Below are 25,320 nucleotides of genomic sequence, written 5' to 3'. Positions count from 1 at the left end.
TGACATTTCGCGGCTGGTATGATATATATATCAGCTTTTCAAACCGTGAAAAGTGACTCCCGGGGAGTTCACCCCGGTTGAGGTCGCGGTTCTGAAAGGCCGCACCTCAAAATCTTCCCTAGGAGGGAAAATAATGTCTACCGAAATCTTGACTGTGGTCGTTAGCACCGCACTCATCGCTGGACTGTTTACCATCACTATCGTGGAACTGTACCGGCGCCGACTGGCGGCGGCGGCGCTGTCCGCGTTCGCGACGTGCGCTACTGCGCACATCGTGTTTGTCATGAGTGCGTGGAAGGGGGCGGCGGTCGCGTACTTGGACGCGCCGACGATGGAATCGGCGGCGTGGCCGCCAATCTCGTCGCTTCCCACGGTGGCGTACGACTCCACCGCCTGGGCGGCTGTCGTCTTCTTGATGGCGAGCGTCGTGCTCGGAGCCATTGAATGGAAGCGCAGGAGGGTCGCCGAAAAGGAGATGGCAGCCTTCCTGATGGACATCCTTGGGGTCGATAAGTCCAAGGAGAATGAGTCCGAGAAGGACTGAGGACTGAGATGCTACGCGCCAGCAGAAGGCGCACTAAGATAAATATTCTGTAAAACCGCCGGAAATACCGGCGTCCCCGCACTATCACGGTGCGGGGTTATTTCCTTTTTGGGAGATGTCCTTATTCACTCTTTTTCAGATAATACGCCACATCCGCCACCAGTTCAACCAGCCGGTTCGAATAGCCCCATTCATTGTCATACCAGACCATAACCTTGATTAAATTACCGCCAACTACCTTCGTCAACGGAAGATCGACAATTCCAGAATATGAATTGCCAATGAAGTCGCAGCTCACCAAAGGTTCCTCAGAAACACCCAAAATGCCTTGATAGAAATTACTCTGGGCGGCTTTTTTGAACGCGTCATTTACCTGCTCGACAGTTACGTCTTTCCTGAGAAGCGCCGTCACGTCGCTAAGCGACACCACTGGAGTTGGTACACGCACGCTAAGCCCATCAAATTTTCCAGTTAGTTGTGGTAAGGTTTTAGTCACAGCAATTGCGGCGCCAGTCGTAGTCGGAACAATATTTTCGGCAGCGTTGCGACCTTCTCTAAGATCCTTGGACGGCGCATCCTGAAGCTTTTGGCTAGCTGTATAACTATGCACCGTCGTTAACATTGACTTTTCAACGCCAAACTCCGCGTCCAAAATCGCCATAACCGCACCCAAAGAATTGGTCGTGCAGCTAGCATTAGAAACAATTGGCGTCGCGTTTTTTACCTTGTCATCATTAGTTCCCAAAACAATCGTATCGACTCCCTCAGACTTCGTCGGACCACTGATAACTACACGTTTTGCACCAGCCGTTAAGTGCTTGCCCGCGCCGTCTTTATCAGTGAAAAATCCTGTCGATTCAATCACCACATCAATTCCCAAATCTCGCCACGGCAGATTTTCTGGATCTTTCTCAGCCAGCACCTTAACCGACTTTCCCTCAATAATCAGTTCGTTTTCCGTAAAATCAACTTGACGTCCGTACTCACCGTAATTGCTATCATGCTTCAACAAATATGCCAAAGTTTTTGTGTCAGTCAAATCATTGATCGCAACAATTTCCAAGTCGCTTCGCTCGTTCGCAATCTTAAACGCATTGCGTCCGATTCGCCCGAAGCCGTTAATTGCTATTCTCGTTACAGCCATATCGCCCTCCCTGTTAGATATTTTCGCTTTAGCTTTTCTTAATTATACTACAAAGTTGTATAATATAAACATGACGCGCGAAGAGTTATTATCAATCGCTGAACAAAAATACGACGAAGTGCCAGTATTGGTTTTAGCGAGCGCAATCGATTACGCCACGGAAAAGCACGCTGGACAAAAGCGCAAAAGTGGCGAACCGTATATTAATCACCCATTGGCGGTGGCGGGAATTCTAATTGAATGGGGTATGGATATTGATACAGTCGTAGCGGGAGTTCTGCATGATACCGTTGAAGATACCGACGCAACTTTAGACGATTTGGAAAGTTTGTTTGGACGCGATGTGGCGTTTCTGGTGGATGGCGTAACTAAAGTTTCGCAAGCTCGCGCTGGAATGCGAAATTTGGATAGTTATTTGCCACACACGAAGGACAATTTGACCAAGTTGATGATTGCCGTGGGCGAAGATGTGCGCGTGATAATTATCAAGCTAGCCGACCGCCTGCACAACATGCGAACGCTACAATTTATGACGCCAGAAAAGCAGAAAAAAATTGCCAGAGAAACGATTGAAGTTTTTGCACCGCTGGCCGACCGCTTAAATATGGGGCGAGTTCGCGTTCAGTTGGAAGAGCTGAGTTTTAGATATTTGATGCCGAAAGCTTTTCAGGAAACCAAAAATTTGATGGACAGTCGGCTGAAAAAATCGCAACGAAAGCTGGATCACGTTCGCCGTGAAGTTGAAGCACGTCTGAAGGCGGAAAAGCTAGTTTTTCAGATGGACGGACGCGTTAAGAGCGTTTATAGCTTGTTTAAGAAATTGGACAAAGTTGGCGATATTGATAAGATTTATGATTTGATTGCCCTAAGAATAATTGTCGACGATTTATCGACTGGATATTTGGTTCTGGGGATTTTGCACGATATGTATCAGCCGATGTACGAGAGGATTAAGGATTACGTTGCCAATCCAAAGCCAAATGGATATCAAAGTCTGCACACAACCGTACAAACTCCGAGCGGACAAATTGTCGAGTTCCAGATTCGAACCAAAGAAATGCACGAATACGCCGAGCGTGGATTAGCGGCTAGTTTCCATTACAATGAGCAAAAATTGACCGACGCCTATAAAAAAGGAAAAATCGGAACTATGCCAGCCGATTTATCGTGGATTCGCGAACTTCAGGAGGCTGCTGCCTTAATTAGCGAAGGAAAGCGATTCGACTCTAACAAATTCCGAATGAAGCTATTTTCTGATAGGATTTTTGTGTACTCACCAAAGGGCGACATTTACGATTTGCCTCGCGGGGCATTCCCCTTGGATTATGCCTACCGAATTCACTCCGATATCGCGGCGCGCGCAAGTGGATTTAAGATCAATGGCGTAATGAAGCCGTTCAATTACAAATTACAGCACGGCGATACAATTGAAGTTTTAACAAGCAAATCCGCTCGTCCAAAACCAGATTGGCGAGACGTCATAATTACACCGCACGCCAAAGATAAACTACGCCTACAATTATCCCGCTCAAACGGCATCTTACAACAATTAACTGGCGGCGTTTCCTCGTTATTCCGACACAAGTAACGCTCGCCAGTCTCTCGGTTTTAATCAATAATCAAACGTGATTTATTTTTCGTTCCAACGAGTAATTGACTCGCGGATAATTTGCTTTGCTCTTTCTACGTCGCCAAAGCCCTTAACTACAGTTGAACCAGGCTTCTTCAAATCCTTGTAGTGATTGAAGTGGTGTTCAATTTGCTTCAACAATTGTGAAGGTAGATCTTCTAGTGAGTTGATTGCGTTGCCAATGTTTCGGTCGTCGGCTGGCACAACAATAACCTTATCGTCAACTTCATTATCGTCAACAAATTCCAGCACGCCGATAACCTTTGCTTCCATAAAAATACCGGTCGTCAGCGGCTCGTCGGTGATAATTAGCGCGTCCAATTCGTCGCCGTCTTCATCCAAAGTCTGCGGAATGAAACCGTAGTTTGTTGGCTTTGCAAAAATAGCTGGCTCAACACGGTCCAACTGCATCACTGCAAGCTCACGATTCCACTCAATTTTATGACTTGATCCCTGTGGAATCTCAACAACTACATTTACGACGCCATTTTCGACATCACCAGGTGTTAAAATTTGATTAAAATCTGCCATCTTTTTACTCCTCTCTGGCTTTTTCTTGTAAATATTCACGAATCTGCACCGCTGCCACCGCACCTTCACCAACCGCCGAAGCGATTTGCATAGTTGCTCCCGAGCGTACATCGCCAGAAGCAAAAACGCCAGGAATATTAGTGTGCAGATGTTCGTCAGTAATGATGTGTCCGCCCAAATCCAGCTCAACGTCCGAGTTTGTCAGGAATTGCGTGTTCGGAATTAGCCCAATAAACACAAACAATCCGTCAGCGGTAAATTCTTTCTGCTCGCCGTTTTGGGTCGATTTAACGCCGTAAAACTTATCGTCCTTGACAATAATTTCATCAGTCGTTGCACCGATGTGAACGGTAATTTTTCCATCATCGACATACTTCTGCAAATCTTTTTGCAAGATGTCACTGGCGCGCAACTTACTGCGAACTAGCAGATCAATGTGGCTAGCGTATCGCGTCAAAAATATCGCCTCTTGCACCGCTGAGTTTCCGCCACCGACAACGATTAGATTTTTATCACGATAAAACGCACCGTCGCAAGTCGCACAGTAATGCACGCCTCGACCATATAATTCATCTTCGCCCGGAACACCTAATTTGCGGTAATTCGAGCCAGTCGCTAGTAAAACTGACTTCGCGCGGACAGATTGACCGTCAATTGTCAGCTCCAATTCGCCATCAACTTGCTTCAATTCTGTCACGTCGCCATACTCAATCTTCGCACCAAATCGCTCCGCTTGTTGTTGCAATTCAGACGCCAATTTCATTCCCGTAACGCCCTCAGCAAATCCAGGATAATTGTCAATTTGATCAGTAATCGCCGCCATTCCGCCGACCACGCCACGCTCATATAGCGTCGTGTCGACATCTTCGCGCGACAAGTAAATTGCCGCCGTTAACGCGCTTGGACCAGCGCCAACAATAACAACATCTTTAGACATTGAAACCTCGCGATCGATAATATTGCTTCATCACTTCTGGCATCTCTGGCTCTGGAATATCGGCTGGCTTTTCAATAGCCATCACCACGAACTTAAGTGGAGAATTTGCAGGAATTTTATCACCCTGAGCCTTGTCGCCATAAGCCTTGTTGGCTGGGATTGTTAGTTCGCGCACGCCGCCAATTTTCATACCAATCAAACCCTCTTTCCAGCCCTGAATAACCGCGGTATTTGCCGGGCCGTCCATATTGAGCGGAGCTTTCAACTTGCCGTCAGCAATTGATTGATCGAAAATCTCACCCTTAGCGTTCCAGCCAATGTAATAAACAGCCAACTTGGTGTCGTCCTTAACCTCAGCGCCTTCGCCCTCAACCAAATCTTCCTTAACAAGCTCTTTCACATCACCAGCTTCAAACGCGCCAACTCGCGAGCTAAACTCAGAAAACTTGCCGTAATATTTTTGGCTCAATTCATTAGCCTGAGCCTCTACTTTCTTTTTTCGCTCGTCAGTAGCCTTGGTGTATTCATCCTGAGCCTTCTTAAACGCGGCTTGATCTTTGGCTTCATTTCCAGGCGCCACCATCATAGCGACAAATCCGCCAACGGTCCCCAAAAACATCATGCCGGCAATAACCCAAATACCTATTCTCTGGCCTTTTGTAGTTGCCATATTCCTCCTTTATTTACCTTTCAATTATAGCAATTTTTATCAAGCGCAACAAATCACGTTAAACCTGAGCGGCGTCAAATTCTTCCGCAGCCATCGCGGCAATTTCCTCAATAATCGGCGCAATGTCTTTATCTTCCAGCGTCCGCCCGGCGCTCGTAAACTTTACATTCAAAGTTACAGTTTTTGTCGAATCGTCATTTTTTGGCTGATATATCGCAATCGGCGTTATGCTAATTTGTAACTCACCGTGTTTTTTCGCAACTTCTTCAGCGCAAGTATAAACCTTCGCGTAATCAACATCTGAATCCATTTTCAATGAAATATCTCTGGCAGTCGACGGAAAACGACTTAACGGCTGGTAATTATAACCCTGATTTTTACTCAGATTTTCCTGCAATTTTTCAATATCAATAGAAAACGCTGCCGTATAATCTGGCAATTTGAAGTTGCGTCGGGCAGACTGAACCAGCTCGCCAACAATCCCCAAATTGTCGCCATTCTTCGCCATAATCCAAGCACTGCGTTTCGCATCAAATGGCGCTGGGATACCGCCGTCAGATTCCGCAATCTTCACAAAATCAACCTCAATGCTCAAATCTTTCATCAACCTTTCAGCAATTTTCCTCACCTTGTAAAACGGCGCGCCAACTTGAGGTTTTTTATTCGCATAAACTCCGTCAATGAAAGTCTTTTCAATAGGCAAATTCTCATTATTAAGTCCTAATTTCTTATCGTGAATTTTGCCAATTTCAAACAGCATAAATTCGTCATGCCCAGATTTTACATTGGCGTGAACTTTATCCAGCAAACTCGGCAAAATGCTAATTCGGTAATATTGCAAGTCTGGGCTAAGCGCATTACTCAAGCGATACGCACGGCTCGGATCTTGGTCAGAATTTTTCAAAACGCGCTCATGAACGAAACTATACGTCAAAACTTCGTTCGCTCCAGCTCGCGACAAACTTTGACGAATTCTCTGTTTCAATTCACGACGCTCATTCTTCAAAGCAGGCTTGATGCTTCGCTCTGGCAAATGACGCGGCAATCTGTCAAAGCCATATAATCGCCCAACTTCCTCAACAATATCTTCAGGAAGCTCAATATCTGTTCGCCAAAATGGACTGTAAACCATCACGCCAGCTTCGCCATATTTATTACCATCGTCAACGATAAATTCAACATTCTTTAGTAGTGCTTCAATCTCATTTTCGGCAAAGTCAACACCTAGACGTTCTTCGACAAACCTTTTAGGAATCAACAATCCACCGTGCCAGTGCTTACCATCGACCAACACTTGTCGCAATGAAGAATGATTCTTAAATAGCATAGGACTAGCTTGCTCACCACCAACCATACCAATTAACCATTTTAAGACAGGGTCAATTTGTGCTGGCGACTGTCCCTTATTGAAACGGGTCAGCGCATCTGTAAAAATTCCGTGACGCATAGCTGTGCGACGTAGCGCGTACATATCGAAATTGGCACATTCAAGGACAATGTTCTTCGTTTCAGCCGAAACTTCCGTATCAACTCCGCCCATAATTCCAGCTAGCCCAATCACACCTTCGCTATCAGCAATGACAATATCGTCAGACGTCAATTCATATTCCTTGCCATTAAGCAAACCGACTTTCTCACCATCGTGCGCCATTCGCACGCCAAGTTTATGCCCGCGCAACTTGTCGTAATCATAAGCGTGAGTCGGCTGCGCCGTCATAAACATCACGTAGTTTGTCGCGTCAACGATGTTATTGATAGGCTTGCCGCCCATTGCGACTAATTGACACTGTAGCCACAACGGACTTGGATGAATATCTACATTTTTTATAGCAACCACAGAGAATGCGGACGCAAGCTCATTAGCTTCATTAAATACTTCAAGCTCTAAGCTATCGCTATCTGCGAATTCTTGAATAGCATTATACCAGTCAGGACTATTGAACTGCTGATGAAAAATGCCAGCAATTTCGCGCGCCACACCGAGTTGCCCAAAACAATCCGGCCTGTGTGTAAACATCTTATTCTCAATTTCCAGCACGTAATCATCCAGCCCAAACACTTCCGCAAAACTCGCGCCAGCCTGAAGTGTAACGCCTACTGGAATATCACGCTCATTGATCTCAATAATTCCCTCGTGATCCGTACCAATCGCCAGCTCATCAGCCGCCGCCAGCATGCCCTGGCTTAAGATTCCACGCAGCGGTCGCGCATCCAGCACGAACGGCTCGGCGTCATCAAAACTTGCTGGGACGGTGATTTTTGGCGGCAACCAAATTGCCCACATATCAGCATGAACATTCGGCGCACCGCAAACCACTTGCACATAACCATTGTCATCCCTTGGAACGTCCGCCACGCCACCATCGTCAATTTTAGTCACGCTCAAACGATCCGCATTCGGATGTTTTTCACACTCAACAACCCGCACAATGCGCGCGCCACCATATTTGGCTTTCAGGTCAATCACTTCCTCGACACCACCAAGCTGCTGATTGACACGCGACACCAACTCATCAACTGGCGGCAACTCAAAATTAATCAATTGTTTTATAAGATTTAAGCTAACTTTCATACTGATATAATTATATCATTTTACTGACAAGTAATCGACCTTAGAAAACTATAAATAATCAAGGCAAAAATTGTTCTAGGATAAAATACAGCCGTCCTTGAACAAGCGGGAGATAATCCTCAAGAACGCCCCTCTCTTCAGAGCTGGAGAGGAGTCATTTCCTGAATTATAATATAGCTATGAACTATGATAAATATCTAGAACTACAGACTCGCCTAGAATGGTTTTATGATTTTCATCCAGAGTTTTTTAATGATATTTCGCCCGAACAGAAGAAACTACTGCAGGATACGTTCCTGTACGATGCGCCCGACGAACACTATCCGGAGTCATTACGGAATTTTTACGATAAAAATATTGACAACCAACCAGCACTTCAGAATGATATGTTCTTAGCGGTAGATGCTTTATATAAAGCGGCGGGAGCTGGAAGCTTGTTTGACTATGATGAATAAAGCTTTTCTTCGTATTAACACGCCACCAAGCTTATAAGATTTAGGCTAATTTCCATACTGATATAATAAACTCATGATCCACAACTTGCATTCAGCATATTCTTTACCAGCAGACCACGACACGTGTCACTTGTTTGAGCATCTGATTATTAGGCGATTCTTAAAGGAAACGGAAAAAGTTGGCGGCAACCGAGCTTTTGCTGGAGAGTTGTATGGCACGACTAGCGAATCAAGTGTATTTTTTACGTCCGCACTGTTCACAAGTGAGTCTAATACATTATTTGAAGAAATCATCAACGATATTACGCCTTTTGAGGAGCCTCTTATTCAACAGTCCATCTCGCACATAGAAGCCGAGATGCAGTCCAACATTGATATAGCAGACGTGACATTATTACAAGAACAGCTCGCTCTTTGTCAAAAATATTTTATCTATAGTCAAAAAACCACTCCCAGCAATTCACGCCCAAAATCTAAGATTTCTCCTCTTAAAATCAGCCATAGTCCGAAGGATTTTACAGACGTTAAGATTGATATAGAAATTGCCGACGCCAGTGATGAATTGACTGCCGCATTTTTCTGCACATACCCAATACTTTTAGATCTAGTGCGCGATATTTGTTTCGATAAAATCTCATCCTACCCGTCCAGCCCCGGAAAGTTTATAGCGTACTATGACGGAAATTACACCAGCCAAACCTACACCGTAAAAAATACAGACCTTGCTCGACTGAGCTCAAGTGAAACTATACAAACATATTTACAAAACTTTAACATATCCTCGCACGCAACCGACCTAAGAAATCTTGCCGAAGCTTTCACGTCTGACCCATTTTATATTTCAGTGCCCATATATTTTTATCAACAAACCGCCACGCCACTATCCAGAAATGACCTAGTGAAAACTATAAACGTCGCAAACATGAATGCAATCCTAAAACAAGTAAAGACGACGATAATCCTGGATTATTAATCCTAACTAATTTTCTAGCAGAAAGAAAAGATTCTGAAGAGGAAATATTAACGCCGCCAATATGCAAGCTTACTGACAAACCTTAAACTCAATACCAATCACTCCATAAATCTTTTGGTCTTCAATAGAATAAAATTCAGAAATTTGATTTTCTAACCATTCGACATTATCACCGCCGAACTTTCGCGGATTATTGTGAGAAAATAAGTCACGAAATGTCGCGCATCTCAGCAAACCAACAACCTCAGCGGTAACAGTTTGCTTAGAATTATCTCTATTTGTAAAAATAATCCGATCCCCAATCTGGATTTTCTGTCGTTTGGCGTCATATAGTCGCGACTCGATGGTCTTATTGCCAGAAATAATAGCATTAAACGGCTCAGTCGCCAATTTTAATTGGTGTGTGGTCATAAAATTATTTGCCTTTCTTGCTATAATTAAACCATCATATAAATAAATATTCAAATATCTACACTTCCATAAGAAAGGCTATCAAATGATCAAAAAATTACTAGAAATCGAACGCAAGCGCCAGCTAGCGGGCAATATTGAAGAGCTAATCGGACGGTTGCAAAACATCGGTTTTGAACTAAAGAGTAATCTTCGCGAAATTGATACGTATTATTCTCGTCCTGATGTCGACTTTATGCAGACGGTTGAATGCTTGCGGATTCGCCAGCGTGATAGTTTTGCTGAGATAACATATAAGCCAGCAACGACCACTGCGACGCATACGGAAAATAATGTAATCATCAAGCCCGAGACAAACCTACCAATTCAGCCCGAAGATGCGGCAACCGCCAAGCAGCTACTGGCAAACCTCGGTATGATACAACTGGTTGAGGTCAACAAATACCGTCGCTCATTTCAGTCCTCTGACTTTCTGCAAGCAACGGTATCCATCGATGAAATTAAAGATGCTGGGACTTTCGTGGAAGTTGAGGTTTTGTCAGATGATGAGACTAGTGCGCTGATGATGATTAGTGAAATTGAAACCAAACTCGGTCTGGAATCAATGGAAATTGTGACGCGACCTTATCGGGATATTTGTATGGGCTATTAAGAACGCTGACGCCACAAAACTTCACAACTCCACTCGCAACCAATATAATATACTCATGAAAAATAGCATCGGCATCACAATACCAGATTTTATCACTCAAGCTTTTCCTTTACTTAATGAAGCAACATATGTTCGTGAATTTGCTTCTTTCATCACGCTGTATCCAGATGCGGTCTATTATCTATTTCAAACAACAGCTAGTCAATCGCTCATACTTGTAGCAATTGACTATCCCGACCCAACAGACGAGAGCCAACAAGTAAAGAAAATATCTGGCGGTTTTGAGTTTGAATTCACATATCTTATCAAGCCGTATGCCAATGACCAACACCTCAGAATCTGTCCAAATGATGAAGTAGAAGAACTATTTTTCGTCTCAGACCCAAATGGTCGTTGCCACTATTATCTGGCAGCAGTCAAACAAAAACGGAGTTGGTAGGTTTATGTTGACTGAGTGTTTACGAGTTCGACATGGGAGTAACCTAGCTCGTTTAAGCGAATATTATATCCTTTAGTTGGCAACTTAAGATGGTAATCGAAATATGATTAAAATAGTATCAAAAGCGCTTATTAAGAATAAAAATGGTAAATATCTACTGCTTTATAGGGGAGACACACACCCTAATTTCCCTGGGCATCTTGACCTTCCTGGAGGAGAAGTAGAATCGGAAGAGACCTCTAAGACGGCGACCGCGCGAGAAGTACAGGAAGAAACTGGCATATGTATATATCCAAATGACTTAAAAAAGCTATTTATTAAGCAGTACAAAAACACAAAACATGTACTTTTTGAGACAGTCATAGATAAGACTGAGGCTGACATTTCTGTTAAATTGAGCTGGGAACATAAAAAATACCGCTGGATGACGTTATCGGAATTATTAGATACTAATATTCCGGAGGGCGCAGATCCTTATTATATAGATGTTATTGATTATTTAAAGCATTTATCCGAGACTTGATCTGTCCGACATATTTTCCCATATTATGTGCAGGGCTATAGCATAATTACCCTCGCCATAGTAGACTCCTTGAATATAATTATCCCACCAGTGAGGATGACGGGTTTGGATGGTTTCATTAGATATATTATTCTCCCGATATGCTCCAAGAGAAATTTGCCCAAAAGAAAATGCGACAAACTCGCCTGTCGCATATACTGGCTCTATTTTATCATATTCGACTTAAAAATAAAATTATTTAGAAAAATACTCTTCAATTTTTGCCGCTAGCTTAGTTTCTTCAGTTTCTTCATCGATAAACTGACCGCCAGCGTAAATCTCTCTCACTAGATTACCGAGCGAGTCAAACAATAAATAATAGTTATCAGCTATCCACTCGTCATCTTTAGCAAGCGACACCAAATAGCATTCCTGACCGTTGTAACTACCTAGTTGATAAAAACGCTTGTCGCCATATTTCTCTTTAATGTAGTTCTCTATTTTTTGGTTAATTTTCATCGCTTACTCTCTTTCATAATTAATTTTATCATCTCCTTGTCTAGTTCTCGATTATCAACTCGAAATGCCCAAAACGCATATCGTGGTCGAGCACCGTTTGACATGTCACCGATAAACTTATAACATTATTCGACTATTAGCGGGCGCGAGATTGCGAAATATACGCCTGTAAAATTGTTTTTAGGTCCACGCTGTGGCGAAAGTTTATATTATCAACCCCACTCAGATCAACCCACTCCGGCACACCGTTAGTGTAGGTCTTCTCGCTGTCGGTTATATTATCGTTATTGATTTGCCCGTGTAGCTGGCTGTGGGTAAAGTACAGTTGGATTGACTGATTGGCTTGCGCCTCAGCGTTGCGCTTGAAGAAAGTGGTTGCTTGATGAATGATTTTATCTGGTATGATAGTCAGTCCAGTTTCCTCCTTAACTTCACGGACAATTGATTCCTCGATCGTTTCACCTTTCTCGACGCCGCCGCCAATCAAGCTATAACCGTCCCATTGCCTAGTCAAAAGAATCTTATTATCCTCAATAATAACCGCATACACGCCGACGCGAATATTTAATTCGTCAACAGGAACGGTGTATTGATTACCGAAGACGTCTTTACAGATGATGGATTTAATAAAAGTCACCTCTTTCAGATTATAAGCATCCTCTTGTTTATAATATCGTGCGGATGTCAATTATGATCTTTATTTTAGCATGGGCGGGCGGGAAATTACTATGTTTTACCGCAACTCTCTAGATGCTTGTCAATTAACAGAATGTCCGCTTGATCCTTACTCCTATCAAGTAGCGATTTCCATCTGCGAACCTCCTCAATTGACTCCTCAATTGACATAAATTTTATCCCGTCGATTACTGTTGTTTTTATAGTCGCATCTAACTAGTCCAGATTAAAACGCTCTATTGAGCCCTATTCTTTCCTATCTTTATACGTGTCCCAAACAAAATTTACGACAGCCACCGAAGAACTTACAACAAGCCCTGCGTATCTTGGAGACAGTTGAACAGCCCCAGCGCTTTTACCGTGGCCATTTCCATGCTTATTTCTAATCTCAGCTATGCCTTTTATGATCTGATTTAGACTACTTAAGATTGTTTTTACATTCTTATCTGCTTTTGCTGTATCATTAGTATTTGCGTCTATATTTAATCTTGTGAAAACCTTTTTCTGAAGATCCCCTAGGTTATCACTATTACTATAGCTAATGTCACATTCGTTCAAGATAAATTTAAAACAACTTTCTACTAAATTTTTAGCCTTGTCAATAGCATCATTCGGTGATTTTTTAATACTCTCCTGCATTAACCTTATTTCTTCAGAAATATATTCATCATCAAAATGCTTAACCGTATCCGCCATAATACTTTCTAGGACTCTATCATTTGGCGATATTATCGAAATATCAGCTTCTAGCTTCTTAGCCCACCTATCTTTTTCATCATTCCTATAAGAAGAGTCTTTAGGTAGTTGCCAATAGTGCTTAAGGAGATCTCTTGTTAAGGTTAAGCCTTTTTCAGGTTCATCAGCTAAGAACTTTTTAAGAGCCCTACCCTTGCTCACTTTTTGTTCAGGATCTGTATTATATCTATCTTTTACAGATTCCCCGATACTGGACATAGTCAACTCTTGAAAATCTTTATCATTAAGGTCGAGTACAAAACCATTATTTACGAAAATTGCTATGGCTTGTGAACGAATTTGGTCATTCATATGTTTAACCCACTACCCTTTCTCTTGAGACATGGTTATTGTATTTTTCTCTAGCTCTCTGTCCACTACTCAAATCTTACCACAAACCACGCGTCCTGTCTGCGTAGCGCAAAGTCATAATCTAGGCCTTTAGCGTCGAGCAGCATTTTCACCATGTAGAGGCCGATGCCACTGCTGTCGGCATGTTGCTTTGTGGCGGCACTGCTCCGATAAAACGGGTTGAAAACGTGCTGGAGTTGTTGTTTAGTCAGTGATTTACAGACGTTTTCGATGGATAACTCATGCTGACTGCAGGTAATTTTTATCACACCCCGCATCGCCGTGACGTACTGCGTTTAGCACCAGGTTCGAGATGACGTGGCGCATCATGTCGCGGTTGACACTAGTGGTCGTCGGCTCTGTATTAACCGTGAAAGTCATGCCGCACGTTTTTCCAGCCGTTGCATAGTCGTCACCACAGTAAAACCGTGCTGACGGAGGAATTGCTCGACACTAATCCGCAAGACTATCTCATCTTCTACAGAAGGAGAAACGTTTGGATTTTATTGCACATAATTAAGTATACCAACTTCACAATTCCATACATAATCAATATAATACATCCATGGACACTTCACGAAAAAATCGCATCATAAAAATTACTATTTGGGCAGTCTGCTCAATTGTCGTTACAGCCGCCTTATTAGCCGCCACAGCTTTCTTTTGGCCAGCAGCATCCAAGCAATTGCAATCTTCAAGCTCTGAAAAATTGAGCTACAACGACGCCATCGCCGCTGCAAATCGTACTGTTAGTGAAGACACTTCAAATACCGACATTAGACCAGAATGCCGATCGATTATTAAAACCCACGGCAAAAAAACCGCCAAAGCCGTCATGATGATTCATGGAGTAAGCGCATGCCCACAGCAATTCACAGACTTGGGCAACACCTTTTTTAATGCCGGCTATAACGTCTATATTCCCCGCGTTCCCAGCCATGGCCTCACCGATAACAAACGACACGGAGAAATCACCATTCCAGCAATGGCGCAATTTATGAATTCCAGCACCAGCATAATTAGCGGTTTGGGTGATGAAACGGGAATTGTCGGACTTTCTGGCGGCGCAAATATGGCAACTTGGATTACTCAGTACAACAGCCAAACCATATCACGAGCGTTACTTCTATCACCTTTTTATCAGCCTTCAGAGTCGGAAACTCCTTCCTGGAAAATTCCGCTTTTACGAAATCTTTATGGACGTAATATTCTTCCAGATTCGTTTACGGGTAGCAATTTGTCATATCGCGCTCTTGGAAAATATATAATAATCGCCAAGAACTATAAATCTGACCTAAAAGCTCCAGGACTAAAATACGTCGGGGTTGTAACGAGCGAAAACGATACCGCAATTGATAAAAATCTCGCGGTCAACATACCTAAGCAAATGGCTGCAGCTTCTGGCGCCAAATTCCAATATTATTCAATTCCGGCCTCATTTGGCATCGGTCACGACATTGTAGCCTTAAACCAAGACGAGGTTAAAAAGCACGCCGACAAATTATATCCGTTCTATTTGGATATGTACGAAGGAAAAGACGTAAAATTAGAGGCGAACTAGCTATCCTATTTACCTTGCACGGCTAAAATTCGCGCCTGAATTTCATCTAATTGAGCATCGTCCATTTTCGGACCGTCAGCCGTGGTTAACCAACCAGGATATTCCTCATAAAACGCTTGTTCGTGTGACACTGGCGAACCAATTCCCTTTGCCAAATCACCATGAAGCGGCATCAATTTGGCATGCACATGCGCTACTCCCGTGCCCTCAAAAATCAGCGCCACTCGTGGGGTGTCAAATGCTTTTTCCAAAATACCAGCAACTTTTTTCACCGCCAGCATCATTTCGGAATATAAATTATCATCCAAAGAAAATACGTAATCGCCCGGATTCTGCTTCGGAATCACCACAGTAAAACCTGGCGTATTCGGAAACGGTGTTAAAAATGCTAGGAATTTCTCATCTTCCCAAATCTTCCAAGATTTCATTTTTCCAGATACGATGTCGTCAAAAATTGTGTGATTCATAATTACTCCTTCTGAAGTAATTATAGCATTTTACGAAGTTTTCAGGTCGGACAATTTAAGCTCCATTCGACGACAAACTAGAACTAGCCACATCGTCGCAAAAATCCCCAATAAAACTTCTACTATCACAAACCAAAACTTGCCCATTGCGTAACCTTGCGCCGCTATAATTGCCGCAAAAATCGGAAAACTGAAAGATGAGATTCGCTCACGATGAGTTAAATAGCTCAAACTCGATGGCAAAAGAAACATCAAAAGCACCATCAATATCACGATGCCACGCGAGAAAACAAAATGCGCCGCGTGCATTGTGTCGTTCGGACAAAGCGCCACTCCTATCATACAAATCGCAAACAATGAAAGTATCCAACCAGATATCCGAGCAGAGCGAATTTGACCAAGCTTAAGATAACCGCGATTCATAAAAAATCCAATCGTTGCCATAATCAAACCAGATAAAAATACTCCCGAGTTGAACGAAAATGCAGACAAACGGTTCGAAGTGGTTTCGCCCAATCTACTCAAACTCCAGTTCGTCCACCGAGTATCATCAGAAAGCAGCATCGCCACGATCAAGCCTACAGCCAAAACGACACCATTAAGAATACAGAGCGCCTGAAGGCGATTCTTACACAAAAAATCCTTAATCTGTCGAAGTTTCATATTGCTAAAATTGTTTCAAAAAGTCCAACTTGCCACTTTCAAAATGACGGACATCTTCGATTCCATACTTCATCATAACCAAGCGGTCGATTCCGCAACCAAAAGCAAATCCTGTATATCCATTCGGGTCAATTTGCGCCGCCCGAAGAACATTCGGATGAATCATTCCACAGCCCAATAGCTCAATCCAACCTTCACCAGAGCAAACTTTACATTCAGGATTTTTTCCTTCACAAAACGGACAGCTTAACGCAAACTCGAAGCTAGGCTCAGTGAATGGAAAGTAAAATGGATTAACACGAACGTCTAGTTTCTTGCCGTAATATTCCTGCAAAAATTCTTGCAACGTAGCAATCAAATTGCCAACATTAACTCGGCGTGAAACGTACACACCTTCGACTTGATAAAATGTATGCTCGTGGCGCGCATCCAAATCTTCGTTGCGAAAAACGCGATCAGGAACGATAGCGGCAATAGCCTCGCCTTTTTCCAAATTGTCGCGATATTTCATTAGCACACGATTTTGCATAGTCGACGTATGCGCTGGAGCAATCAAACGATCGCCATTAGAATCAGTTTCCTCGGTCATAAACGTATCGTAATCGTCGCGCGCTGGATGACCCTTTGGAAAATTCAGACTCTCGAACATATGGAATTGATCGTCAATCTCTCTGGACTCTTCCGTGACAAATCCCATGCGATTAAAAATCTCAGAAATGCGCTCAATTTCAGCGCTCAGCGGATGAATCGTGCCTTGTTCGCTCGGCAAAAGTTCGGGCTTTGGCGAATTCACATCCATCGGCGCCGTAACGTCAATCGGTTTCAAGTCAACTTTTTCCAGCTCTTCCAGTCGCGCAGTAATAGCCTGTTCAATCGCCTGCTTAAGCTCGTTAATTCGCTTGCCAAACGGACCACGCTCAACTGGCGGCAACGACTTGATTTGATCATACAATTCCCTAAGTCGTCGATCACGTAAAAACTCACGCGGAGATTTGGATTGCGAAACCGCCAAAACTATTTCTCTTCTCAATTCATCTAAATCAACCATTTTATCGTCCTTGCATTAAAAACATTACAATCACCGCACCAGCCATAATAGCAATTAAAATCCACGCCCACGCCAAAGTCGTCGTCTGTTTCGTGCCTTCCAAATATCTTATGTCGTCGACACCGTCCATAGTTGCCTTTTCTTGCAAACTCGAAGCCTTTGCCTTCTCTCTTAATTCCGCCGCAATTCGCTCTTGTAGTTCACTGCGCTGATCCTGTTGATTTACAAATAATCCCATAACTACAGTATAGCAAATTATGTTATAATAGTCGTGATATTACTTTAAGGAGGGAATATGGCTACGAAGAAAACTTCAAAGAAAGCCCCAGTTAAAGCCGCAGAAAAGAAAACCGCTGCCGCTAAGACTGAAACCAAAACGACCGTCAAGCGCGTCGTTGCTGAATCTACCGCTAAAAGCAAGCGTGTCAAACTAGATTCTAAATTACCAGACAATTTAATCAACGCCGTTATTGCGGAAGTTATCGGCACGTTCATTTTGACACTTGCCGCATTATTCGCATCAGACATTTTGTCATCAATGTATGTCGGTTTTGCGTTGATGTTCATCGTTGCAATCATCGGCAACATTTCTGGCGCACACGTAAACCCAGCTGTCACATTTGGTCTATGGACAATGCGTAAGCTAAAGACTGTACTTGTACCATTTTACTGGGGCGCTCAATTCCTCGGTGCAATGGCAGCTATCGTGCTTGTTGGCTCATTAACAAACGGCGGATTTGCCCTAAGCTTTGACCAATTCACCGCGTTCTCTTGGAGTATCTTCGCGATGGAGTTAGTCGGTACCGCTGTATTTGTATTTGGCGTCGCCGCAGTTTTGCAGCGTAAAGAAATCAAAACAGCTGGTCAAGCTTTTGGAATTGGCTTGGCATTGATGATTGGTCTTGTCGTATCTGGCTCAATCTCTTCGTACATTAAAAGCACTGCTATTGCAAAAATCCAAAAAGAGCAAAGCACTACTCAAACTGAGAAAAACGGCCGCACTTACCCACGCGAAATCTACATCTCAGGCGCAACTTTGAACCCAGCAGTTTCTTTGGCTGTTACAGAGAAAACCGATTCTCAACTACGCAGCAACGGAGTATTACCAGCTGAAGGCGAAAAAAGCTATTCACGCTTTAGCCTGGAAGTAATTGCCGCTACCCTAATCGGTGCAGCATTAGGCGGCAACCTATTTCTACTCGTCAATTACCGAAACAAAGACGAAGAATAGATTATAACTTCACAATAAAATATCCCGCTTAATCGGCGGGGTATTTTTTATGTCAATCTTCCTGAGCCGGCCGATCAATCAGCTCCGGCTGCGCTTGATTATCGCCACCAGAAATTCGCACAACATCCTTATCGATCTTCCCTAGCTCCTTGTACGTATTGTTGTAATGACCAACGGTCGTGCTAAGACTCTTACCCATTTTCGTCATCAGCTCGTCAAACTTTTTAATATGAACACCCAATTGACCAACTCGAACCTGGATATCCTTAGCTTGCTCTTCAATCTGCAAACTACGAAGCCCCTGAAGAACGGTCTGCAGGTACGCGAGAAAGCTAGTCGGACTAACAATAATCACTCGCTTATCTCGGAATGCATATTCAATCAAATCGCGACTCGAACCGCCCTGACCGACATTATTAATCAGAAGATCGTAATACAAAGATTCACTAGGAATAAACATAAAAGCAAAGTCCATGGTATTTTCGCGCGGACGAATATATTTACTAGTTTCGTCGATTCGCCCCTTAAGGTCAGCCTTCACCTTATTTAGCCACATTTCACGCTCAGATTTTGTCTCGGCGTTAATCATGCGATTGTAATTCTCCAAAGAAAACTTACTGTCCACCGGCAATATTTGACCCTTGTCCAGAAAAATAACCGCGTCAACAATTTCACCATCCTTGAAACGATATTGCATTTGATATTGCTTGGCTGGCAAAACGTTATCCAACACGCTTTCCAGATAAAACTCACCAAAAACCCCGCGTTGCTTTGGATTTTGCAACACGTTTTGCAAGGTTTTCAGATCGGTCGCCACATCAACCACACGCTTATTAGTCTCATCCAATTTTGCCAATCGCTGCGTCACATCAGCCACCAACTTCGCGCTTTCTGACAATTGTTTCTGTACGGAAGTCTGGACTTGCGCATTGCTTCGCTCCAACTTATCACTAACGGATTCATTCAGTTTCGCAATAGTTCGACCTAACTCCACGACATCGGTTTTAATCAACTCGACGGATGATTGATTTTTTAGCTCGCTGATTTTTGATTGCAAGACAAATAAAGTCGCACCCAAACCAATAGTAATAACAATTAAGAGAATAATGATAATGATTTCCATACACTTAGTGTACAGTGATTACAATGCTAAGACAACTCGTGCTAAGATTGCGAATAAAGTCATAAATAAAATCGCCGCGCCATTGCCACGAATTCTATTCAACCAGATTAACGACAAATATACCAAAACTGTCGCCAAAACTACCCATAGCAATGACAAAATCCAAGATCCGCCAGCCCATAATGTAGCACCCCACAATGACACGGTTGCCGCGATTACTACCAATAGAGGTCGCTTAATGCCAAATACCGCCAATACCGGCACCAACATAATTCCCGCCAAAACCAGCGCGACGTAAGATGCGATGCTCGTGCTGTTTGCACAAATAGAAATATGCTCAGCGTTCGCACAAAATACGGGTGTAATCATAAATTTATCAAACGCAAGCGCCAGTAACCAGATAGCCACGCCGCTAGCGACTAAAATCGCCAAAATCCTCAAGAAAACTCGCCTTGAAAATGGATATGTGTAATCTGATATTTCTTCACGAAAAATAGCTGACAATAATTTCATACGTAAATTGTAACGTAAACTTGTCAATATTGCAAATGTATATGCTTAAATATTATGCTTTTTCAGGATATTCATCGGTTTGTACCAAATAATCCCTACACAAGCAATCAATAATCCGCCAATAACGTCAAGCGGCGTATGCACCAGAGCAATAACCCGACCGACACATATTAAGATTGTCATAACCAAACAAACAACAGCCAGCCGCCAACTCTTTGCTCCGAAAAATACCGCCAAAGTAATCGCCATTGTAAATAGCGCGTGATCAGACGGAAAACCCGGATTATTAAGGAATGACGCGCCAGCGGATACACCCAGAATCTCGAACGGGCGCATCTGATCTGGTTGATAAATTGACCCGATAATTTTTGCCGCCACGTAAGCAGTCAAACCAGCCATTAGCACCTGGCTATAAACTTGATATTTCTCTTTATTTGGAACTAATTTTATCAGCGCGTACGCACCAATTAGCACGACCGGTACCACCAGTCCGTCAGCAATTAGCTTTACAATCCATTGCAAGTTCATACTACCAGTATATCGCGTCAACGCTGGCCAGTAAACGCTTGCGGAAATCATTTTTCTATAGTACAATTATGTTTGCCGTTGGGATGTCGCCAAGTGGTAAGGCAGCGGGTTCTGGTCCCGCCATTCGGGGGTTCGAATCCCTCCATCCCAGCCAAGTTTGAAATTTAGCAGCCAATTATTTGGCTGTTTTTTTCGTCGATAAATTTGCACAGATCAGCAAAGCCCACATCACGAATACCAGAAAAATCGCAGCCACACTATTCACATTCTTTATCGTTGCACCAAATATCACCGCCGCATGTCCGTTCGCAAACGTCAAAAAACTAATTACCGTCATAATCCCCAAACTCAAAAAACCAGCCATTCTGCTCGTCAGAGTAATTCTTTTTGGCATATCCATATCAATTAAAAATGGCAACGACGTTAGCTCAACAACCACCAATATTATCGCAATCGAAAGACTTAAAGATGACGGAATCCCCGCATAAGTAATGAACGCAGAAAACTTCTCAAACGTAAATAATTGACATAATAATGGCACAATTATTAATAGTCCTGTAATCAATTTAACAATTTTATTCACTTTTCTAGACATAATTTCAGTATAGCTTGCGTGTCAAAAAAGCTCAAGCTTGTTGTATTTTTTACGAAAGCACTTGCACTTTTTATAAAAACGTCATAAAGTTAAATCAGCGAACGTTACAAAAATAAACACCACAAAATCGTATCTTTCGCTCTACGACAAATCCACCACAACTTAAAATACCCCGTCTCTATGGGGTATTTTTATTGGTCAATATCCGTGATTGTTCAGCGCGCCACTCGGCAATTTTTCCGTGATGTCCGCTCAATAAAACATCCGGCACACGTAAACCTTTAAACTCCTCAGGTCGTGTATATTGTGGAAATTCCAACGTTTCTCCATCTGAAAAACTTTCAATTTCCGCAGACTTTTCGCCGCCCAAAACTCCAGGAATCAACCTAACAATAGAATCAATCATCATCATCGCCGCCAGCTCTCCGCCCGTCAGCACAAAATCGCCAATACTCCATTGCTCGTCGACCAACTCCAAAATTCGCTCATCAACACCCTCGTATCGCCCGCAAATAAATATCACACCCCTGTCATCATCGGCTTCTTTCTGGGCTTTAGCCTGCTTCCAGCGTTGCCCTCGCGGACTCATTAATACCACTTTCGCTGTTTCATCCTGAGATTTCGCAAATTCTACCGCTTTCCATAACGGCTCAACCATAAGAAGCATCCCGTCGCCACCGCCATAAGGAGTATCATCAACCTGACGACGAGGGCCCAAACCAAACTCCCGCAGATTCACCGTCGTAAGCTCCACGATACCGTCTTTCTGAGCCTTCCACATCATGGAATTATTAAAAACTCCCGTTGTCATTTCTGGAAAAAGCGTAATTACTTGAAATTTTCTCATCTGTTACAGTGTAGCAAGTGTTGACTTTTTTGTCCAGGTATGATATATATATCAGCTTTTGTTCAACCGAACAGAAGTAGCCCTTACATAGGAAGGAATTGTCATGCACAAGGACGCTGAATCATGGGAGATGACGCTCGCGGAATGCGGGTTGTTGTCTTACTCTACTGTGGAAGAAGCACCCGACGGTCATGTATCCATCACTATCACCGCCTTGGTCTCTATGGAGCCAAACGCATCCAACGAGCAGTCGGAGGAAGCGGCATTCGAGGTCCTCCTCGGGTCCGAGGTCAGCGCTATTTGGTGGGCGGACGATGGCTATGGAGTGACTCTTAATTCTCTGTACGATAACTGTACCATCACCGTCTACGACGGCACCGGATGGTGTGATTTCGACAAGAGGGACAAAGAGTCTGTCCAGCTCGACCAGCAATTTGGGGAGATATCTTGGGAAGGTCATCCCGAAATTTATCTGTACGACTTCCTCAATGAAGTTGTCGGAAGCGAGCTTACGAACGTCTTTCTTAAGCACGCCTCCCCTGAGGTCTGTCTGCGGAGGATTTATGACACCGAGGAGTGTCAGAGACACCTTCCTCAGAGGATCGAAAATAGCTCCCACGAACTCTGGGACAACGTGCATCCTGCGTGGAGCATTCGCTCCCGCAACTAGGGCTTAACGCCCGCCGAAAATAGCTCGCCTTGATAGGCTCGAACCTCTCGGCGGGCTATTTTCATGTCTTTTTACAGAAATTATTCCCCACCAAAAAACCGTCCCAGTAAGGACGGTTTTTTAGCACAAATAAGGCTCTCAATGGTTACCCATTGTCTCGCATAGAGCTGTTCTCGCATAATGTCTGTGCTTGAACTGGTTTTAATTATATATCAAGATCGTCGAGTTCTGCAAGTTCTTTTCTGGTGTTTTCTGCGTAAGATGATTCATTTTCCACAGTTTCATCTGTTGAGTTATCCACAGAAGCATTACCGTTATAATCATTTTCCTCGCGTGCGCCAGAAAAACCATCATTGTTAACGATCTTCAAGTTGTATCGAGCGTCATTCTTTGCGCCCAAAGCCCGCAGAAGTGTACGCAAACTCTGTGCCGTACTGCCGCGCTTACCAATAACTCGACCCAAATCTGCTGGATTAACTGTCAATGTTAGTAAAACACCCTTTTCATCAATTGTTCGATCTACTACAACATCTTCTGGATGTCCAACCAACGCCTTTACAGTATATTCTACAAACTGCTGATCTATTGTTGACATTCTGCCCCTCCTCCTGGAATTAAACTGTATTTTCATTATACACGAGCAGTTTACGCCGTGCAAACTTTAATTATTTCTCGCCAGATTCTTTATATTTAGCAATTGCAGCACGAGCAGCTTGCTGTTGAGCAACTTGCTTAGATGGACCAATGCCTCGCCCCATCATATTATCGCCAACAAAAACCCCAAGGGTAAAGACCTTATCATGATCTGGACCTTCTTCGCTCAGGACTTTATATACCGGCGTTTGATTGTCAACTCGCTGAGAGATCTCCTGCAAATATGACTTCGGATCACGCCAACTGCCCGACTCCAAAATTCCATCTAATTTAACTATGATATGCTTGTGAATAAAATCGCGAGCATCGTCAAAGCCACGCTCCAAATAAATAGCACCGATTACCGCCTCAAATGCATTGGCTAAAATCTGTAAATGCGCTCGCTCTGAGCCGTTCTTCTCACCCTTTGACATACGAATCAGCGGACCATAACCCAACTTATCGCCAGCATCGCCAATACTTTCCGTTCGTACCAAAGCTGCCCGCCAAGCAGTCAAAATTCCCTCTGGCTCGGAAAAATGCGTAAACAAATATTCCGTTACCGCCAATTCCAAAACCGCATCACCTAAAAATTCCAAGCGCTCATTGTGATGATGAACGGATTTTCGATGCTCATTCACATAGCTACGGTGAGTCAAAGCTGTAATCAGCAAATCCAAATTCGTAAATTCAAAACCTAATTTTTCGCGCGCAAAATCTTGATATGGCGCAGTGTTCATTCCGTTCATTTATAAGTTCTCCTGTCTAATTCGTTTCATCGCCAAAAGAATCAGCTTGCCAATATCTTCATATTCAACTTCGTCCAGCGCCTCATGAAAACTAAACCATTTAAGACCATTCATCCACTCTTCCTTTTGGAGTTTCTCGTTAGGATCCAACGCCTTAACTAGATAAACTTGCGTTGTCATCAATACCAATTTATCGATTCGACGATAACGAAAATTCACCTTGCCCAGCCAGCCGTGCAGTTCAATTTTCTTCAGCCCAGTTTCCTCGCCGATTTCCCTACGAGCCGTCACTTGAGCTGTTTCACCTGGTTCAATGTGCCCTTTCGGAATTGTCCAGCGGTCGCGAGCGTCCTGATAAAGCAAAAACTCTGCCTCGCCCTTTTTATTACGACGAAAAATTACGCCACCGGCAGTTGGCTCGCGTACAATTTCCTGAATCAATGGCTTCTTGCTACCACCAAAATATTTTTTTATCTTATCAAAGTTGCTTGTTCTCACTGTCGGACTCCTCCACGAGAGTACGGAGTGCCGTGCCAAGCACGCCATTCACAAACTTACCCGAGTTATCCGAACCGAACGCTTTTGCTAATTCTACCGCTTCGTTAATCACCACTTTTGGCGGAACGGTATCTGCACAATATAGCAATTCATATAAACCAATTCTAAGTACTGCCCGATCAATTCGCGGTAACTGACTGATAGGCCATTCTGGCGCTAGTGGCTGTAATTTCTCATCCAATTGACTCTGCGTCGAAAGTACACCGCTGATCAAATTATCGATAAATTCAATATCGTCAACCGATGATTTATATTCAGCCAAATTACGCTTTAAAATAGTCTTATAGTCAACATCGCTATCGCCAACCTCTTTGCGAAATTCATGTTCATAAAGTGTTTGCAGTGCGACAATTCGTCCCAAATGACGGTTTGATGCCATTATTAAGCGTCCTGT

The 25,320-nt window shown here is 43.4% G+C and carries 33 protein-coding genes and 1 tRNA gene; 11 read left to right on the top strand and 23 right to left on the bottom strand.

All coding sequences use genetic code 11. From position 1 onward, the window contains the following. Positions 1–133 precede the first annotated feature (133 nt). Positions 134–544, top strand: coding sequence for a hypothetical protein (locus LRM42_RS00465; RefSeq protein WP_129744818.1), 411 nt, complete (start codon positions 134–136; stop codon positions 542–544). A 121-nt stretch (positions 545–665) separates the two neighbouring features. Here the strand turns inward: LRM42_RS00465 and gap are convergent, their stop codons facing one another. Then, positions 666–1,688, bottom strand: a complete 1,023-nt coding sequence (gene gap / locus LRM42_RS00460) for a type I glyceraldehyde-3-phosphate dehydrogenase (protein WP_243816344.1) — start codon at positions 1,686–1,688, stop codon at positions 666–668. Between the two features lie 70 nt (positions 1,689–1,758). Between gap and LRM42_RS00455 the strand changes: the two genes are divergently transcribed. Further along, the gene (locus LRM42_RS00455) at positions 1,759–3,276 is read left to right on the top strand and encodes a RelA/SpoT family protein (RefSeq protein ID WP_243816343.1); all 1,518 of its coding nucleotides are present in this window, start codon (positions 1,759–1,761) and stop codon (positions 3,274–3,276) included. Positions 3,277–3,318: 42 nt separating this feature from the next. Here the strand turns inward: LRM42_RS00455 and LRM42_RS00450 are convergent, their stop codons facing one another. Genes LRM42_RS00450 through pheT form a run of 4 tightly spaced genes read right to left on the bottom strand, consistent with a single transcriptional unit; the run spans position 3,319 to position 8,028 of the window. Further along, the gene (locus LRM42_RS00450) at positions 3,319–3,849 is read right to left on the bottom strand and encodes an inorganic diphosphatase (protein WP_243816342.1); all 531 of its coding nucleotides are present in this window, start codon (positions 3,847–3,849) and stop codon (positions 3,319–3,321) included. A gap of 4 nt (positions 3,850–3,853) precedes the next feature. Next, complete coding sequence (locus LRM42_RS00445) at positions 3,854–4,786, bottom strand: NAD(P)/FAD-dependent oxidoreductase (RefSeq protein ID WP_243816341.1); 933 nt, start codon at positions 4,784–4,786, stop codon at positions 3,854–3,856. Further along, positions 4,779–5,456, bottom strand: a complete 678-nt coding sequence (locus LRM42_RS00440) for an FKBP-type peptidyl-prolyl cis-trans isomerase (RefSeq protein WP_129631231.1) — start codon at positions 5,454–5,456, stop codon at positions 4,779–4,781. The genes LRM42_RS00445 and LRM42_RS00440 overlap by 8 nt, the downstream gene beginning before the upstream one ends. 58 nt (positions 5,457–5,514) lie before the next feature. Then, on the bottom strand, positions 5,515–8,028 hold the full coding sequence (gene pheT / locus LRM42_RS00435) for a phenylalanine--tRNA ligase subunit beta (RefSeq protein WP_243816340.1): 2,514 nt from the start codon (positions 8,026–8,028) through the stop codon (positions 5,515–5,517). A 179-nt stretch (positions 8,029–8,207) separates the two neighbouring features. Between pheT and LRM42_RS00430 the strand changes: the two genes are divergently transcribed. Next, the gene (locus tag LRM42_RS00430; protein WP_243816339.1) at positions 8,208–8,483 is read left to right on the top strand and encodes a hypothetical protein; all 276 of its coding nucleotides are present in this window, start codon (positions 8,208–8,210) and stop codon (positions 8,481–8,483) included. Positions 8,484–8,556: 73 nt separating this feature from the next. Continuing rightward, a complete protein-coding gene (locus LRM42_RS00425) occupies positions 8,557–9,456 on the top strand; it encodes a hypothetical protein (protein WP_243816338.1) in 900 nt (299 codons plus the stop codon). A gap of 69 nt (positions 9,457–9,525) precedes the next feature. On the opposite strand, the gene LRM42_RS00420 is transcribed toward LRM42_RS00425, so the two are convergent. Next, positions 9,526–9,867 carry an ASCH domain-containing protein gene (locus LRM42_RS00420; RefSeq protein ID WP_243816337.1) on the bottom strand — a complete coding sequence of 114 codons (342 nt, stop codon included), beginning with the start codon at positions 9,865–9,867 and terminating at the stop codon, positions 9,526–9,528. 85 nt (positions 9,868–9,952) lie between these two features. Between LRM42_RS00420 and cyaB the strand changes: the two genes are divergently transcribed. From cyaB to LRM42_RS00405, 3 genes are all read left to right on the top strand, one after another. After that, positions 9,953–10,519, top strand: coding sequence for a class IV adenylate cyclase (cyaB, locus tag LRM42_RS00415; RefSeq protein WP_243816336.1), 567 nt, complete (start codon positions 9,953–9,955; stop codon positions 10,517–10,519). Positions 10,520–10,574: 55 nt separating this feature from the next. After that, positions 10,575–10,958 carry a hypothetical protein gene (locus LRM42_RS00410; RefSeq protein ID WP_243816335.1) on the top strand — a complete coding sequence of 128 codons (384 nt, stop codon included), beginning with the start codon at positions 10,575–10,577 and terminating at the stop codon, positions 10,956–10,958. 103 nt (positions 10,959–11,061) lie between these two features. Next, on the top strand, positions 11,062–11,481 hold the full coding sequence (locus LRM42_RS00405; protein ID WP_243816334.1) for an NUDIX domain-containing protein: 420 nt from the start codon (positions 11,062–11,064) through the stop codon (positions 11,479–11,481). A 234-nt stretch (positions 11,482–11,715) separates the two neighbouring features. Here the strand turns inward: LRM42_RS00405 and LRM42_RS00400 are convergent, their stop codons facing one another. The 4 genes from LRM42_RS00400 to LRM42_RS03965 form a co-directional block, all read right to left on the bottom strand. Further along, on the bottom strand, positions 11,716–11,979 hold the full coding sequence (locus LRM42_RS00400) for a hypothetical protein (RefSeq protein ID WP_243816333.1): 264 nt from the start codon (positions 11,977–11,979) through the stop codon (positions 11,716–11,718). A gap of 136 nt (positions 11,980–12,115) precedes the next feature. Continuing rightward, positions 12,116–12,616: an NUDIX domain-containing protein gene (locus LRM42_RS00395; RefSeq protein WP_243816332.1), complete on the bottom strand. Its 501-nt coding sequence runs from the start codon at positions 12,614–12,616 to the stop codon at positions 12,116–12,118. Between the two features lie 284 nt (positions 12,617–12,900). Continuing rightward, the gene (locus LRM42_RS00390; RefSeq protein ID WP_243816331.1) at positions 12,901–13,701 is read right to left on the bottom strand and encodes an abortive infection family protein; all 801 of its coding nucleotides are present in this window, start codon (positions 13,699–13,701) and stop codon (positions 12,901–12,903) included. A 65-nt stretch (positions 13,702–13,766) separates the two neighbouring features. Then, complete coding sequence (locus tag LRM42_RS03965) at positions 13,767–14,018, bottom strand: ATP-binding protein (protein ID WP_445083036.1); 252 nt, start codon at positions 14,016–14,018, stop codon at positions 13,767–13,769. Between the two features lie 287 nt (positions 14,019–14,305). Here LRM42_RS03965 and LRM42_RS00385 point away from each other — a divergent pair, with 287 nt between their 5' ends. Continuing rightward, a complete protein-coding gene (locus LRM42_RS00385; protein WP_243816330.1) occupies positions 14,306–15,301 on the top strand; it encodes an alpha/beta fold hydrolase in 996 nt (331 codons plus the stop codon). A gap of 5 nt (positions 15,302–15,306) precedes the next feature. On the opposite strand, the gene LRM42_RS00380 is transcribed toward LRM42_RS00385, so the two are convergent. From LRM42_RS00380 to LRM42_RS00365, 4 genes are read right to left on the bottom strand one after another with little or no spacing between them, the layout of a single operon-like run. Next, positions 15,307–15,768, bottom strand: coding sequence for an HIT family protein (locus LRM42_RS00380; RefSeq protein ID WP_243809921.1), 462 nt, complete (start codon positions 15,766–15,768; stop codon positions 15,307–15,309). A gap of 30 nt (positions 15,769–15,798) precedes the next feature. Beyond that, on the bottom strand, positions 15,799–16,431 hold the full coding sequence (locus LRM42_RS00375) for a DUF998 domain-containing protein (RefSeq protein ID WP_129744028.1): 633 nt from the start codon (positions 16,429–16,431) through the stop codon (positions 15,799–15,801). 4 nt (positions 16,432–16,435) lie between these two features. Next, positions 16,436–17,479 carry a phenylalanine--tRNA ligase subunit alpha gene (pheS, locus tag LRM42_RS00370; RefSeq protein WP_243816329.1) on the bottom strand — a complete coding sequence of 348 codons (1,044 nt, stop codon included), beginning with the start codon at positions 17,477–17,479 and terminating at the stop codon, positions 16,436–16,438. A 1-nt stretch (position 17,480) separates the two neighbouring features. Beyond that, on the bottom strand, positions 17,481–17,717 hold the full coding sequence (locus LRM42_RS00365; RefSeq protein ID WP_129631287.1) for a hypothetical protein: 237 nt from the start codon (positions 17,715–17,717) through the stop codon (positions 17,481–17,483). Positions 17,718–17,774: 57 nt separating this feature from the next. Here LRM42_RS00365 and LRM42_RS00360 point away from each other — a divergent pair, with 57 nt between their 5' ends. Then, on the top strand, positions 17,775–18,710 hold the full coding sequence (locus LRM42_RS00360; RefSeq protein ID WP_243816328.1) for an MIP/aquaporin family protein: 936 nt from the start codon (positions 17,775–17,777) through the stop codon (positions 18,708–18,710). Positions 18,711–18,762: 52 nt separating this feature from the next. Here the strand turns inward: LRM42_RS00360 and LRM42_RS00355 are convergent, their stop codons facing one another. The 3 genes from LRM42_RS00355 to LRM42_RS00345 are packed head-to-tail and all read right to left on the bottom strand — an operon-like array spanning position 18,763 to position 20,925. Continuing rightward, positions 18,763–19,833 carry a DNA recombination protein RmuC gene (locus LRM42_RS00355; RefSeq protein WP_243816327.1) on the bottom strand — a complete coding sequence of 357 codons (1,071 nt, stop codon included), beginning with the start codon at positions 19,831–19,833 and terminating at the stop codon, positions 18,763–18,765. A gap of 18 nt (positions 19,834–19,851) precedes the next feature. Next, entirely contained in the window at positions 19,852–20,346 is a 495-nt protein-coding gene (locus tag LRM42_RS00350; protein WP_129637143.1) for a hypothetical protein, read from the bottom strand. Positions 20,347–20,391: 45 nt separating this feature from the next. Then, positions 20,392–20,925: a phosphatase PAP2 family protein gene (locus LRM42_RS00345; protein WP_243816326.1), complete on the bottom strand. Its 534-nt coding sequence runs from the start codon at positions 20,923–20,925 to the stop codon at positions 20,392–20,394. A gap of 28 nt (positions 20,926–20,953) precedes the next feature. Here LRM42_RS00345 and LRM42_RS00340 point away from each other — a divergent pair. Continuing rightward, positions 20,954–21,028, top strand: a tRNA-Gln gene (locus LRM42_RS00340). 21 nt (positions 21,029–21,049) lie between these two features. On the opposite strand, the gene LRM42_RS00335 is transcribed toward LRM42_RS00340, so the two are convergent. Beyond that, positions 21,050–21,469: a hypothetical protein gene (locus tag LRM42_RS00335; RefSeq protein ID WP_243816325.1), complete on the bottom strand. Its 420-nt coding sequence runs from the start codon at positions 21,467–21,469 to the stop codon at positions 21,050–21,052. A 178-nt stretch (positions 21,470–21,647) separates the two neighbouring features. Next, on the bottom strand, positions 21,648–22,316 hold the full coding sequence (gene trmD / locus LRM42_RS00330) for a tRNA (guanosine(37)-N1)-methyltransferase TrmD (RefSeq protein ID WP_129631305.1): 669 nt from the start codon (positions 22,314–22,316) through the stop codon (positions 21,648–21,650). Positions 22,317–22,419: 103 nt separating this feature from the next. On the opposite strand from trmD, the gene LRM42_RS00325 reads away from it, so the two are divergent. Then, on the top strand, positions 22,420–22,986 hold the full coding sequence (locus LRM42_RS00325) for a hypothetical protein (RefSeq protein ID WP_243816324.1): 567 nt from the start codon (positions 22,420–22,422) through the stop codon (positions 22,984–22,986). A 205-nt stretch (positions 22,987–23,191) separates the two neighbouring features. On the opposite strand, the gene LRM42_RS00320 is transcribed toward LRM42_RS00325, so the two are convergent. The 4 genes from LRM42_RS00320 to nusB form a co-directional block, all read right to left on the bottom strand. Continuing rightward, positions 23,192–23,581, bottom strand: a complete 390-nt coding sequence (locus LRM42_RS00320; RefSeq protein WP_243813089.1) for a KH domain-containing protein — start codon at positions 23,579–23,581, stop codon at positions 23,192–23,194. 70 nt (positions 23,582–23,651) lie between these two features. Further along, a complete protein-coding gene (gene rnc / locus LRM42_RS00315) occupies positions 23,652–24,368 on the bottom strand; it encodes a ribonuclease III (RefSeq protein ID WP_146422716.1) in 717 nt (238 codons plus the stop codon). Continuing rightward, positions 24,369–24,866 (bottom strand): NUDIX hydrolase, encoded by a 498-nt coding sequence (locus LRM42_RS00310; protein ID WP_164999994.1) that lies wholly within the window; start codon positions 24,864–24,866, stop codon positions 24,369–24,371. Next, a complete protein-coding gene (gene nusB, locus LRM42_RS00305) occupies positions 24,847–25,305 on the bottom strand; it encodes a transcription antitermination factor NusB (RefSeq protein WP_129631319.1) in 459 nt (152 codons plus the stop codon). The genes LRM42_RS00310 and nusB overlap by 20 nt, the downstream gene beginning before the upstream one ends. Positions 25,306–25,320: the final 15 nt, after the last annotated feature.

This window comes from Candidatus Nanosynbacter sp. TM7-075 (genome assembly GCF_022828255.1).
Taxonomy (GTDB): domain Bacteria; phylum Patescibacteriota; class Saccharimonadia; order Saccharimonadales; family Saccharimonadaceae; genus Nanosynbacter.
The sequence above is the reverse complement of the archived record's forward strand: the minus strand, read 5'-3'. Positions and strand labels throughout refer to the sequence as shown.